A 14,045-nucleotide genomic window follows, 5' to 3' on the forward strand; every position below is an offset into this window, starting at 1 on the left:
TTTTTTCGGGCATCGCTAGGTTTATGCCCTTTCTTCAAGGAGAATGGACGTCTGCCCTGTCCAGATATCACGAGACGCATACCTTATAAGTATCGCAGAGCACAACTGGGGAGTGATACTTGTGAAAGGGTTAATCTTGTGTGCTGGACGTGGTACGCGACTGCACCCGTTCTCCTATTCGCAACCAAAAACCCTCCTCCCTGTGGCCAATCATCCGGTATTACACTACTGCATCAGCAAACTGCGTGAAGTGGGTGTGCAAGAGATTGGAATTGTCATACACCCTTCCCAAGTGCAGATTCCTCCTTTGGTGGGCAATGGTAGTCAATTTGGGGCTACCATTACTTTTATCGAGCAGGAGGTGCCGCTTGGAATCGCACATGCTGTCCATTTAGCGCAACCGTTCTTGCAAGACGAACCGTTTATTTTGTTACTTGGTGACAACTTGTTGATGGATTCGCTGCACGGGCTCATGCGTGCGTTTACCAGTGATAATTCAGACGGTGCTGTGATGCTAAGTGAAGTGGAGAGACCACAGGATTATGGGATTGCCGAAGTACAGGAAGGGCGTCTGGTCTCGGTCGAGGAAAAACCCCGCCAGCCGAAGAGTAATCTGGCTGTCATTGGCGCATACCTGTTTACCCCACCCATTTTTGAGTCGATTGCTACACTACAGCCATCCGCCCGTGGTGAATACGAGATCACGGATGCGATCCAGTCCATGATTGACCGCGGTTTCCATATCGCGCACGCCCTTACAAGCGGCAAGTATTCAGATGTCGGAACGATTGACCGTTGGCTGGAGGCCAACCGCTGGATGCTGGCAAAAGATTTGGGCAACACTCATCGGGTTGGCGAAGGGTCAATCGTCACAAATTGCGAGATCGTCGGGCCTGTGTTGATCGGCGAGGGCTGTCATATCGAAAACTGCCGATTGGGACCGTACGTATCGATCCAAAACGGGGTACATCTGCAAAATTGCGCCCATATCGAAAATAGTATTATGTTGGAAAACAGTTCGCTTATGGATGTCGCTTGGAGCATTACGGACAGTGTATTCGGGCGTTCCTCCCATCTGGTCGGGCAGTCAACGGATACGAGCGGGGTCTTTATTTTGAGCGACAAGTCATCGATTCGCATTCCAGCTGTGAAGAGGGAGGACACATGAACCCAACTTTTACTGTGGTCATCCCGACGTACAATCGTGCCAAATTCATCCGCAAAGCAATCAACAGCGTCTTGAAGCAGACGTCAAAAGACTGGAAGCTGCTGATTATCGATGATGCATCGACTGACAAGACGCGCAAAAAGGTCGAAAAGTATTTGTACCATCCCAACATCATGTACTACCGGATGGAGAAAAACTCAGGCATCGGCAAAGTGATGAATCAGGCTTTGTCGATGGTTGATACTCCGTACTTGTTGCAGCTGGATTCGGACGATTGGCTGCCCAAACGGACGCTGGCGGTCATCAAAAGGTACATTCGCAAAAGCAAGAAAAGCACCGCGCTTTACTACGGGAACGTGAAAATTTGGCGCGTGCGGCGCGGGAAGTATTACAATCCGTTTCTCGTCAAGCACAAGCATTTTCGCAACAAATACCAATTTTTGAAATACAATCGCTGGATGGTCGCGCCGCGCTGCTACCGGGTCGAAGCGCTTCACGAAGTAGGGGGCTGGGACACCTCTGACAAATACGAAGGCCGCATCATGGAAGATCGCCGCATCATTTTGCGGCTGATCGAAAAATACCGCGTCCGCTTTATTAACAAGAAGCTGTACAACCGGACGAAACACAGAGGGCAGCTGACCGACAATAAAATGAAGCGCAGACGGAATCATTTGCGCAAAAAGACGTTCAAATACTACCTCAAGCGTTGGGGCAAAAAGTACAAAGCTGTCTACGGCTACAAGGACGGATATCTCGTGATCAAAAGGTTGAAGAAAGTGAGGCGGCGGAAGCGATGACAAAAGCGCTTGTCACCGGTTGTGCTGGTTTTATCGGGTCACATTTGACTCAGCGCTTGCTAAATGACGGGGTGACAGTGATCGGCATCGATGGCTTCGTCGACAACTACGACGTTGCTGCCAAGCTTCGCAATCTCGCTGAGATCGGAAGCCATCCCGCCTTTACTTTTCATTCAACCATGTTGCAGGCAGAGCGTTGGAACGATTGGTTGGACCAAGTCGATGTCGTCTATCACCTGGCTGCGCTGCCCGGCGTGCGGAACAGCTGGGGCAAGGCATTCTCCGAGTACGTCAGCCACAATATTTTGGCGACCCAACTGCTGCTGGAGGCATGCCTGCAAAGACCGAAACCGCCTGTCATCGTAGTCTCTTCCTCCTCATCTGTATACGGAACGATGCAAGGGACGCTGACGGACGAATCCGCTCCGCTGCGTCCCGTATCGCCTTATGGGGTGACGAAGGAAGCGATGGAGCAGGTTTGTTCCGTCTATGTGAAAGCGTTCGGTTTGCCGATTACGATGTTGCGCTACTTTACCGTATACGGCCCGAGGCAGCGGCCGGATATGGCGTTTCACCGCTTTTTCCGGCAGATGATGAAGGGAGATCCTGTCGTCATTTATGGAGATGGCCAGCAATCGCGGGACTTCACCTACGTAACCGATGCAGTAGAGGCGAACATACTCGCTGGCCGCCACGCTGCGCCCGGCGAGATTTTCAATGTAGGCGGCAACCGCGAAATCAAGCTGATCGATGTCCTTACCATCATGGGCACGCTCTTGAACACGACGCCCAACATCCGGTTTCAGCCTGGTCCGGCCGGTGATTCGCAGCGGACTTGCGCAGATATACGGCTTGCCGAGCAACGGTTGGGCTATCGTCCGCAAGTTTCCCTGGAAGAAGGGCTGCGCCGACAGTTGGCGGATATGCGTTTCCAACTGAGGAGCTAAAACTCGAAAATAGGAGGCCAGTTGCATGCATCGGGTCCTCGTCTATCGGAGAAAATTTCTGCCCAGAAGTGAAACCTTCATCTACGAGCAGCTGCTTGGACATCAGAGAGTCAAACCTGTCGTCTTGACCAGGCAGCGGCCGTTCAATCGCAAACAGTTCCCGTATGCGCCTGTCTATGTGCGAAATTCCATGGCAGGACTCTCCGGGTGGATGAAGCGCAAAAAAATCAAATGCTTGCATGCCCGCTTTGGTCCCGCTGGCCTGGAGCTTCTTCCCTACGCGCGAAAAGCGGGGTTGCCGCTGATCACTTCTTTTCACGGCTTCGATGCGACCAAGCGCGTACGGGAAAATCCGGGCTATCGTCGTTCGCTCAAGCGCCTGTTCAAAAAGGGCAAGGCGTTTACGGTCGTCAGCAACCATATGAAAAAGCGTCTGATCCGCCTGGGCTGTTCGGGTGACAAAATCACACTGATTCGCTCGGGGATCGACTTGCGCAAATTCCCGATGCTGCCACCGCAGCCTGTTCAGAACGGCGAGTATCGCCTGCTCAGCGTCGGCCGCCTGACGGAGAAGAAAGGCATGGACACATTGATCAAGGCGTTTGTGCAAGTGCACGAAAAGCATCCGCGAGCCAAGCTGATCATCGTCGGGGATGGCGACGAAAAGAAAAAACTGCGGCGCATGATCAAAAAATACAAGCTGGGCAAGCAAGTCGTGCTCAAGGGAGCCTTGCCGCATCAGGACGTGCAGCGCGAACTGGCGAGATGCCACTTGTTTGTCATCGCCTGCAAAACGGCTCGCAACGGCGACCAGGAAGGGATTCCGAACGTGCTGATGGAAGCGATGGCTTCCGGCCGCCCGGTTGTTTCCACCTACCATTCCGGGATTCCCGAGCTGATCGAGCACGGAGAGTCGGGCTATCTCGTGCCGGAGCGTTCGCCTGCGAAGCTCGGCAGAATGATCAACCATGTCCTCGCCTCCGAGCACGAGTGGCCGGAAATGACCGCCCGAGCCAGGATGAAGGTGGAGAAAAACCACGATGTTTCCAAACAGCGACTGAAGCTGGAAGAACTGTATTTGCGCGTGATGAAAAAATGATGAGGTGAAGCAATGAAAGTTGCCGTGATCGGTACCGGCTATGTAGGTTTGACGACTGCCGTTTCCCTTGCCATGAACGGCCATCATGTGATCGGGATTGATCTTGTCGAAGCGAAGATTGTCAAATTGCGGCAAGGCATCTCTCCGATCTATGAGCCGGGATTGGAGGAAGCGCTGCGACAAGTGCTTGCAGCAGGTACCCTGGCTTTTTCCACGCAGCTGTCGGAAGCGAAAGACGCGGATGTTTTTTTCGTCTGCGTAGGGACTCCCGAAGCGGATGACGGAACCGCTGATTTGACTTACTTGTACAGCGCGGTAGCAGCGATCAAAGAAGTGCACAACTCAGCTTTGCAAAAACGGGTTGTGGTGATCAAAAGTACGGTGCCAGTAGGGACCGGAGACAAAGTGGCCGACCTGCTTGACGGCTGCCAGGAACTGTCTGTCGCGTCCAACCCGGAGTTTTTGCGGGAAGGGAGCGCCTTGCTGGATGCCATCGAGCCTTCGCGAATTGTCATCGGCGTGAGCGATCCGTCGACGGGGGAAGTGATGGAACAACTGTACAAAGGCGTGAATGCCCCGCGCGTGGTGACGACCAGGGCGAATGCGGAGCTGATCAAGTACGCTTCCAACGCCTTTTTGGCGACACGCATCTCGTTCATGAATGAGCTGGCGAGACTGAGCACGGCACTGGGTACAGATATCGCCACGATCGCGCACGGGATGGGGCTCGACAGCAGGATTGGCCCGGAATTTTTGCGGGCGGGTGTCGGCTACGGCGGCTCCTGTTTTCCGAAAGACACGATCGCTTTGCTGCAACTGGCAGCCCAGAACGGCATCTCGCTTTCGATTCTGGAAAAAGTACGGGAGGTCAACGCCACACAGCCCGTGTGGTTTTTGCAGCAGTTGCAAAAGCTCGTGCCGGATTGTCGCGGCAAACGGATTGCCGTACTGGGGCTGGCGTTCAAACCGGATACGGACGACATCCGGGAGGCTCCGTCTCTTTCCATTTTGCATGAGCTGACAGAGCAGGGAGCTGCCGTCTTTGCCTATGATCCGGTTGCCGAAGACGCTGTGAAGCAATCTTTTCCGAATGTGACCTATACGAAGACAGCCGAAGAAGCGTTAGCGGGCGCCGATGCTGCGCTTTTGGTCACCGAGTGGAAAGAGTGCGTGCAGCTAGATTGGGAGCGAATCCGCCAGAGCATGGCTCAGCCCGTGCTGCTCGACGGACGCAACGCCTGGCCTGCCCAGACCGTCAAGCAAGCAGGCTTTACGTATATCGGGGTAGGAAAAAGCTGACTTTTCCTTGGGAAAGCTCAGCTTTTTTCTTTTGGCTGGCAACTTGGCGCAAGTGCAGGCTAATGATTTGAACAAGTTGGCATAATACGGTAGGATAGTCACATATGGATGATTTGACCATCTAGCGCAAATTACGAGGGAGTGATCACGGTGAACAAAAGCAAAACACTGCCAAAACGCAGTGACGTCCCCGCTGAATACAAATGGCGGTTGGAGGATATTTACCCAACCGACGCGGATTGGGAAAAAGATGTGCAAAAGGCGAAACAACTCACCGAGCAAGTTGCTGCCTTGAAAGGGACGCTGGCCCAGTCCGGGGAGCAGCTGCTCGCAGCATTGACGCTTCAGGACGAGCTGACGAAGACGCTCGATACGGTGTACGTCTACGCTCGCATGCGCCGTGACGAGGATAACGCAAACAGCACGTACCAGGGACTGACTGATCGTGCTACCAGCCTGAGCACGCAAGTATACGGTGCGCTCGCTTACATACAGCCGGAGATTTTGACCATCCCGACGGACAAGTTGGAAGCGTGGATCAACGACACAGAAGGTTTGGCGCACTACCGGATTTTGCTGGACGAGATTACGCGCTTCAAGCCGCATACGCTTTCCTCGGAGGAAGAGGCGCTCCTGGCGAACATGAGCGAACTGGCTTCGGCTCCTTCGAAAATTTTTGGCATGCTGAACAACGCCGACATGAAGTTCCCGATGATTACGGACGAAAACGGCGAAGAAGTCGAACTGACAAAAGGTCGCTACACGCAGTTCATGGAGAGCAAGGACAGACGCGTGCGCAAGGAAGCTTTTGAAGCGCTGTACACTACGTACGGCAAGTTTCGCAATACGATTGCCGCATCGCTGACCTCGGCGATCAAGGGCGATGTGTTTTACGCCCGGACGCGCAAATATCCGTCCGCCTTGTATGCGGCCCTGTTCGCGGACAACGTGGACTTGTCTGTGTACGACAACCTGATTTCGACGATTCACGAGCACTTGCCGCTGATGCACAAATACATCGCGCTGCGCAAAAAACTGCTCGGGGTCGACGAGCTGCACATGTACGATTTGTACGTGCCGATCGTGCCCGAGGTAGACATGAAAATCCCGTACGATCAGGCGGTCGCAACGATCAAGGAGGCGCTCCATCCGCTCGGCGAGGAGTACGGTCGCGTGCTGGCGGAAGGCTTCTCCAACGGCTGGATCGACGTGCATGAAAACGAAGGCAAGACGAGCGGGGCGTACTCATGGGGAGCATTCACGACCCATCCGTACGTGCTCATGAACTACCAGGACAACGTGAACAACATGTTTACGCTGGCCCACGAAATGGGGCATGCCCTGCACAGCTACCACTCCAATCAGGCCCAGCCATATACGTATGCCGATTACAAGATTTTCGTGGCGGAAGTAGCTTCCACGCTCAACGAAGCCCTGCTGATGCACCACCTGCTCAAGACCACGACAGACAAGAAGCAGCGTCTGTACTTGATCAACTACTATCTGGAGCAATTCCGCGGCACGGTTTTCCGTCAGACGATGTTCGCCGAGTTCGAGAAAATCGTCCATGCCAAAGAAGAGCAGGGCGAACCGCTGACAGCCGACTCGCTCAGTGCGATCTACCGTGAGCTGAACGTCGCTTACCATGGACCAGACATGGTTGTAGATAAAGAAGTAGATTTGGAGTGGGCGCGCATTCCTCACTTCTATCGCAATTTTTATGTCTACAAGTACGCCACGGGCTTCTCGGCGGCGACTTCCTTGTCCAAGCAGATTTTGGAGGAAGGACAGCCAGCTGTTGACCGCTACTTGGAGTTCCTCAAGGGCGGCAGCTCCGACTATCCGCTCAACCTGCTGAAAAAGGCGGGCGTCGACATGACCTCTCCCGCCCCGGTTGCAGAAGCGTTGAGTGTTTTCAAAGAGTTGCTGGACGAAATGGAGCAGCTCTTAAACGAGAAGTAAAGCGATGCTAAAAAAGCAGTCAAGTAATTCTACTTGGCTGCTTTTTCCTGTTTTAGATTTTTTCTGCTGAAAGCCCAAAAAACGGTAACGGTCTTCTGTGTTGTTCGTATATACTTATGAAACTGGTAGGGATTATGTCCTCCTCCGCCTTGGGACGGAGACGAAATTCCAACCGCTGACTGTTTTGCAGCGAAGGTAAAAACTGGCACAATTACGCAAGGGGAACAGATTGTGAAAATTTGGAGGAATCATTGTGAAAAAACGGGCATCGATCATCATGGCCTCTCTATTGCTGGTTACGGCTGGTTGCGGAGGCCCAGCACCAGAGCCTCCAACGCAGGCTGAGGCAAAAGCGAAAGTCGTTGAAGTGGTTACGGTTCAAAAAGCTGCACAGCCAGTCGTGCTGCGTGTTACCGGAATGGTAGAGGCAAAGCGTGACGCCGTACTGCCTTTTGGAACGGGAGGAACGATTTCATCCATCCCGGTAAGCAAAGGGATGAAGATCGCGCAAGGCCAGTTGTTGGCAACGCTTGACTCGCGTTACTACCAAAAGGAAGTAGAAGCAGCTGCAAGCCAGGTGGAAGAGGCAGCGGCGCGCAAAAACAAAGCATTGAAGGGAGCAACTGCCGAGGCGATTGAACAGCAACGACTGCAAGTGCAAAGTGCCCAAAGCCGTCTGGAAAAAGCAAAGCAGGACCTGACAGCAGGCGAAAAGCTGTTTGCTGGCGGAGCTATTTCACAGACCGAAATAAATGACTTGAAACGCGCCCTGACTCAAGCGGAAATTTCTGCGCGAGACGCACAACTGTCCCTCACCGAATTGCAACGCGGTGCGCAGCCAGAGGACATCGCCATGGCCAACGCATCGATCAAATCGGCAGCCGGACAGGTTGAGCGGGCGAAAAAGAGTCTGGATGATGCGAAAATTCATGCTCCTTTTGCCGGAACGGTCGTGGATGTATACAAACAAACAGGCGAACAGGCTTCGCCAGGCGATCAAATCATTCATCTGGTGGACTTGAGCGAAGTGAAAGTCACTCTTGATATTACCAATGATCTCATCAGTCAATTCCAGGAAAAAACGAAGGTGCAGGCTGTATCCGATGACGGCAAACAAAGCCAGGGAACGATTACTTTTGTCTCCCCGGTCGTGAGCAAGGAAACAGGCAAGTATCGGGTGGAAGTAACGATTCCGAATGCAGATGGATTCTGGCGCGGCGGAATGGCTGCAACGATTGAGGCTCCGCGCAAAGTGAACGGATTTTTGGTGCCGCTGGAAAGTGTCGGAGTTAACTCTACAGAGCACTATGTCATGGCGGTGGAAGATGGCCTTACTGTGAAGAAGGAAGTGAAGACCGGACAGATCGTCGACGATCAAATCGAGATTCTCTCGGGCGTCAAAGAAGGCGACCAGCTTTTGCGCAGCGGCATTACTTTCTACGTCGAGGGGCAAAAAGTAGAGGCGAAGGGAGAATAGTAGCATGGAAAAGTTGATTCTCTTTTTGCTGAAACGACGCCTGATTGTGTACTTGTTTACCTTTTTGCTCGTGCTTGCTGGCTTGGGCTCGCTGTTCAGCTTCAATGTCGAGCTGCTTCCGAAAACAAACTTCCCATCGATCTTCGTCAATGTATCGGGTGGGGCACTTCCCCCGGAAGAGATGGAAGAGAAGGTAACGAAGAACATCGAGCAAAATATCAAGTCAATTGCAAACATTAAAGAATACTCTTCTACTACAGGTACAGGTTACGCCAATATTACGATTATCGCCTTGGAAGGCAAAGGGGAACAAGTTAAGCAAGATGTGCAAAATACCGTTAACCGGCTGCGCAACGGCTTCCCGAAAGCGATTGACACGGTCAGCGTAACCCAGAACAGCTTCGGGGACGATCAAATGATCGACTACGCGCTTGTGGGAGCCGATCCGAAAGCGATGCTGAGCCTGGCAAAAACAACGCTCAAAGACCGGATCGAAGAAGTGCCAGGCGTAAAAGAAGTGTCTGTATCAGATCGCAGCTTTGAGAACAAAATCGCGATCACTTTGCGCCCTGAGAGACTGAACGCCTACCGCACAACGCCATCCGAGGTTGTTTCCCAGCTACAGGAAACGAACTGGAAGCAAGCGATCGGCACGCTCGAAAACACAGGCTTTGACACGGTCATCATGATCGACAACAGCTTCCATTCTGTACAGGAAATGAACGTGCTGCCGATCAACACACCGAACGGAACCGTCACGCTGGAGCAATTGGCGACTGTGGAAGACATGCGCGGAAAAGTGAAGGACTCGGTAGCGCTGACTGATGGCATGGTATTCGTACACCTTAGCGTGTCGCGCTCAGACGGTTACGATCTGATTACTACCCAGCGCAATGTCGAGCAACTCATCAAGCAGATCAATACGGAAGCCGATGGAAAATATCAAATAAAAGTCATGTTTGAGGCTGCTTCCTTCATCGAGCATGCGGTATCGAACCTCAGCCGCGATGTGGCCATTGGTGGGGCATTGGCGATCATCATCCTGTTTGTGTTCTTGCGCAACTGGAGGGTGACGCTCGTCATCGCAACGACATTGCCATTGTCAGCTCTCATGACCTTTATCGCCATGAAAATGGCTGGCTACAACATCGACATGGTCAGCTTGCTCTCGATGAGCTTGTCGGTCGGCTTGATTGTCGACGCCGCGATCGTCGTACTGGAGAGCATCTATCATTTCCGTGAAAAAGGCGAGCAGCTGAAACAGGCGATCATCAAAGGAACGAAAGAGGTACTGACGCCTGTATTTACTTCGCAGCTTACGATCATCGTCGTATTTTTGCCGCTCGTTTTTGCAAACTTTGCCGATTGGCTCAAACCGATCATGGCGACGATTGCCTTTACCGTATCGGCTGCCATCATCGCTTCGACCATTGCCGCGTTCTTTTTCGTACCTGTGTTTTCCGATCGCTTTTTGCAGAAAGATAAAAAGGTCTCGCTGGAGGGCGAAGGAAAAGAACACGCTGTCAATCGGTTGTTCAACGGGCTGTTGAATATGGCTTTGCGCCACCGGGTCAAGACGATTATCGTGGCGGTGCTCATGCTTGTCGCCGTAACTTTCCTTACCCCTTTTGTGAAGATGGGGAACGGACTCGATCCGAACGAAAACTTTATTTTTGCCACGCTGAAGATGCCGACGGGTTCAACGCTGGAACGCACGCAAAAAGCTGCGGTGGTCGGAGAAGAAGCACTGCGGGGCATTCCCGAAGTAAAAGACGTCTTCTTCATAGCGTCCAAAAGTGATTCGGACATCTTCATCTCACTCGTGCCGAAGTCGCAACGCAATCGTACCAAGGAAGCTTTGACGGCTGATATCAACGAGCGCCTGAATGCGATCCCAGGCATTGAGTCCATCTCCATGTCTTTCGGACAACAAGGTGGATCAGCCCCGGTTCAGCTTAACATCACCGGGGACGATATGGAGCAAATGCGCAAGATCGCCACGGAGCTTGAGGGCATGCTGTCCACGATCAATGGCGTAACGAATATTCGCAACGATTTCAAAGAAGGAAAAGAAAAAGTAACGCTGATTCCGAAGCAAGATGCACTGGCCAGACTGAACGTTGACCATCGCTCCTTGCTCCAGCAACTGAGCGTTCTGATTGGCAACCAGCACATTACGTCCATCACAAAAGATGGCATCGATGTGGATGTGGTCGCCAAAATGCCGGACAACTGGCTGAAGCATCCAGAGCAGCTCAAGGGGATTACGGTAACATCCGAGAAAGGGGCACAAGTGCCGCTTGCTGACCTCGTAGATTGGGTCTACAGCAAATCGCCGATTACGCTTACACATCAAAAAGGCGAACGGATCATCAGTGTGTCCGCAGAGCTGTTGGGAAGCGATTTGGGTACGGTTGGACGTGAAATCAACGAGAAGCTGCCGGGCATGGTCATTCCTGAGGGATACAAAGTGGAAATTGCCGGCCAGTTGAAAGAACAAAGCGCCAACATGACACAAGGGATTCTTGTTTTCCTCGGCGTTCTTGCGCTGATCTATGTCATCATGGTCGCCCAGTTCGGCCGACTGTCGCAGCCGTTCATCATTATGCTGACAATTCCGATGGCACTGGTTGGCGTGGTACTTGGCTTCGTGCTCACGCAACGAACGTTTGGCGAGATGGCGATGATCGGGATTATCATGCTGGTCGGTATCGTGGTCTCCAACGCGATCTTGCTGATCGACCGGATCAACCTGCTGCGCGGTCGCGGCATGGCTACGGCAGAAGCGATCGTGCAAGGAACGAAAGACCGCGTGCGTCCGGTTATCATGACGAAGCTGACAGCAATCCTGGGGATGCTGCCGATGGGATTGGCAATGGCGGAAGGCTCCGACATGGAAGCTCCGCTTGCGACAGCCGTTATTGCCGGCTTGATTTTCCATACGATGGTTACCTTGATCCTCGTGCCTGTGCTGTACTCTTTGTTCGAAGGGGCAAAAGAAAAACGCCTGGCTCGCAAGGCAGCGCGTCAAGCGAAACGGGAAGCCAAGCGTTTGGCGAAACAAAACAAAAACAACGAGGTTTCCAAAACCGAGCTGTAGCACGATGCAGTCAGACTGCTTCGCCTGCCGCAAGCAAGCGGGGCACATCTGATCAACGAAGTGCGTTCCAATACGATAGCGAAAAGAAGAGAAGGGAAGGTGTGCTTTTGCCCCTTCTCTTTGCTTTTCGTTCGTCAGAAAGTTCTGTAGAATAGAAACTAAGGAAGATACATACGCACCGCGAAAGGAGTCTGACTATGGATCTGCAACTGAAGGGTAAGACAGCTCTTGTGCTTGCGTCGACAAAAGGGCTGGGAAAAGCGACAGCGCTTTGCCTCGCTCACGAGGGAGCAAACGTAACGATTTGCGGCAGAGACGAAGGCGCTCTGGAAGCTGTTCGCGCCGAGATTGAACAGGCAACAGGAAAAGCTCCGCTTGCCGTGGTCGTCGATGTGACCAAGCCGGAAGATATCGAGCGGGTTGTGCAGGCGACCGTCAGCGAGTTTGGCAGCGTGGATATTTTAATCAACAATTCAGGCGGGCCTGCCGCGGGCAAGTTTGACCAGTTGACGGACGAGCAGTGGATTTCCGCCTTTGAGCTGAACTTGCTGAGCTATGTCCGGGCGATCCGCGCCGTTTTGCCGCATATGCGCGCCAACCAGTTTGGGCGCATCGTCAACTTTGCCTCTTCTTCGTTCAAGCAGCCGTTGGAAAACTTGATTTTGTCCAACACGTTCCGCACGGGCGTTTTGGGCTTGGCGAAAACGTTGTCTTCCGAGCTGGGGCCGGACGGCATTTTGATTAACACAATCGGCCCGGGACGAATCGCCACAGACCGCGTGCAGCAACTGGACGGACTAAGCGCGAGTGCAAAAGGCGTTACGGCAGATGAAGTCCGCGCAAACTGGGAGCAGCAAATTCCGCTTGGCAGGTACGGTCACCCGGATGAATTTGCCCGCACGGTGACTTTTTTGGCGTCGCCAGCCAACAGCTATGTCACCGGACAATCGTTTCTCGTTGACGGCGGCCTGGTCCGGGCGATCTAGGGCACTATTTCCCATTCAAAGGAGGAAAGAAAATGAGCAAAGAAAGCTCGTTTGACATCGTATCCAAGGTGGACTTGTCGGAAGTGAACAACGCCATCCAGACGGCTTTGAAGGAAATCGAGAATCGCTTTGATTTCAAAGGGAGCAAAAGCAGCATCTCATTGGAAAAGGAAGAGCTTGTCCTCATCTCGGATGACGAATTTAAGCTCGGCCAGGTCAAAGACATTTTGCTCGGCAAGCTGGTCAAGCGCGACGTCCCGATCAAAAACCTGGACTATCAAAAAGTGGAGCCGGCAGCGGGCGGGACGGTTCGGCAGCGCGTGAAGCTGGTGCAAGGAATTGACAAGGAAAACGCCAAAAAGATCAACAGCATCATTAAAGACGCAGGGTTGAAGGTGAAAACGCAAGTGCAGGACGATCAAATCCGCGTGACCGGAAAAAGCCGGGATGAACTGCAACAGATCATTCAGGCGATCCGCAAGGCAGATTTGGCGCTCGACGTGCAATTTATCAACTACCGCTGATTGCTAGAAAAGTTTTGCGTCTAACTCTCTTTGCTCTCGCATATGCATGTACAAATAAGTGACAAGCACTTGCGAAAGGGAGAGTAGAGACATGAAGGTCTTTATTATCAGTATGCGCAATCTCATTTTGGGCGGGATCGTCTTCGTAGTTGTTTTGGTGGCGGGAATCGTGCTATTGGTCAAAGACCCGTTGCACGTCTCTGACTCCTATCGACCAGGTGACACGAGTGTGCCGACTACCACGGCCAACACTCCGGTGAGCCAGCCGACCGATGCCGCCAAGCCGTCTTTGAACATGGATATTTCCGTGGACGGAACGACAGCAGAAGTGTCGCTTTTGACGCAAAACTTCGAGTTCGTTCAGGAGAGCAGCGAGCTTGGGCAAACCCCGGTGTTTGGCAAAGGCCACGCCCATCTGTACCTCGATGGAGAATCCAAAGGAATGATCTACCATCCGGAGTTCATGCTGAAAAAGCTGCCAAAAGGCGAGCACGAAATCCGCGTGGAGCTGAATTACAGCAACCATCTGCCATACAAGGTAGAAGCGACGCAAAAAATTGTGGTGAAATAAGCGAAAAGCGTTCCGATGAGGGCGCTTTTCTTTTTCTGTTCGGAAGGAATATGATGGAAGAGAACGAATCCTAGTTGATAAAGATGGAATAGTCTGAATGTTTTTGGGGGTG

11 protein-coding genes are annotated in these 14,045 nt (G+C 52.6%); all 11 read left to right on the forward strand.

Going from position 1 to position 14,045, the window contains the following annotated elements:
* Positions 1-121: 121 nt before the first annotated feature.
* The 11 genes from HP435_RS13010 (at position 122) to HP435_RS13060 (ending at position 13,933) form a co-directional block, all read left to right on the forward strand.
* Positions 122-1,168: a glucose-1-phosphate thymidylyltransferase gene (locus HP435_RS13010; protein ID WP_122963655.1), complete on the forward strand. Its 1,047-nt coding sequence runs from the start codon at positions 122-124 to the stop codon at positions 1,166-1,168.
* Entirely contained in the window at positions 1,165-1,968 is an 804-nt protein-coding gene (locus HP435_RS13015) for a glycosyltransferase family 2 protein (RefSeq protein WP_063226999.1), read from the forward strand. The genes HP435_RS13010 and HP435_RS13015 overlap by 4 nt, the downstream gene beginning before the upstream one ends.
* On the forward strand, positions 1,965-2,915 hold the full coding sequence (locus HP435_RS13020) for an NAD-dependent epimerase/dehydratase family protein (protein ID WP_122963537.1): 951 nt from the start codon (positions 1,965-1,967) through the stop codon (positions 2,913-2,915). Before HP435_RS13015 ends, HP435_RS13020 begins: the two co-directional genes overlap by 4 nt.
* A 25-nt stretch (positions 2,916-2,940) precedes the next feature.
* The gene (locus HP435_RS13025; protein ID WP_173595823.1) at positions 2,941-4,014 is read left to right on the forward strand and encodes a glycosyltransferase; all 1,074 of its coding nucleotides are present in this window, start codon (positions 2,941-2,943) and stop codon (positions 4,012-4,014) included.
* A gap of 12 nt (positions 4,015-4,026) precedes the next feature.
* On the forward strand, positions 4,027-5,313 hold the full coding sequence (locus tag HP435_RS13030; protein WP_122963535.1) for a UDP-glucose dehydrogenase family protein: 1,287 nt from the start codon (positions 4,027-4,029) through the stop codon (positions 5,311-5,313).
* 150 nt (positions 5,314-5,463) lie between these two features.
* Positions 5,464-7,275 (forward strand): oligoendopeptidase F, encoded by a 1,812-nt coding sequence (gene pepF, locus HP435_RS13035; RefSeq protein ID WP_173595824.1) that lies wholly within the window; start codon positions 5,464-5,466, stop codon positions 7,273-7,275.
* Positions 7,276-7,528: 253 nt separating this feature from the next.
* Positions 7,529-8,752 (forward strand): efflux RND transporter periplasmic adaptor subunit, encoded by a 1,224-nt coding sequence (locus HP435_RS13040; RefSeq protein ID WP_122963533.1) that lies wholly within the window; start codon positions 7,529-7,531, stop codon positions 8,750-8,752.
* Between the two features lie 4 nt (positions 8,753-8,756).
* Positions 8,757-11,852, forward strand: coding sequence for an efflux RND transporter permease subunit (locus HP435_RS13045; protein ID WP_173598803.1), 3,096 nt, complete (start codon positions 8,757-8,759; stop codon positions 11,850-11,852).
* Positions 11,853-12,049: 197 nt separating this feature from the next.
* On the forward strand, positions 12,050-12,838 hold the full coding sequence (locus HP435_RS13050; protein WP_173595827.1) for an SDR family oxidoreductase: 789 nt from the start codon (positions 12,050-12,052) through the stop codon (positions 12,836-12,838).
* A gap of 32 nt (positions 12,839-12,870) precedes the next feature.
* On the forward strand, positions 12,871-13,362 hold the full coding sequence (locus tag HP435_RS13055) for a YajQ family cyclic di-GMP-binding protein (RefSeq protein WP_063227007.1): 492 nt from the start codon (positions 12,871-12,873) through the stop codon (positions 13,360-13,362).
* A gap of 91 nt (positions 13,363-13,453) precedes the next feature.
* A complete protein-coding gene (locus HP435_RS13060) occupies positions 13,454-13,933 on the forward strand; it encodes a hypothetical protein (RefSeq protein ID WP_122963528.1) in 480 nt (159 codons plus the stop codon).
* The last annotated feature ends 112 nt before the right edge of the window (positions 13,934-14,045 follow it).

The sequence above is a fragment of the Brevibacillus sp. HD3.3A genome, assembly GCF_013284375.2.
Lineage (GTDB): Bacteria > Bacillota > Bacilli > Brevibacillales > Brevibacillaceae > Brevibacillus > Brevibacillus parabrevis.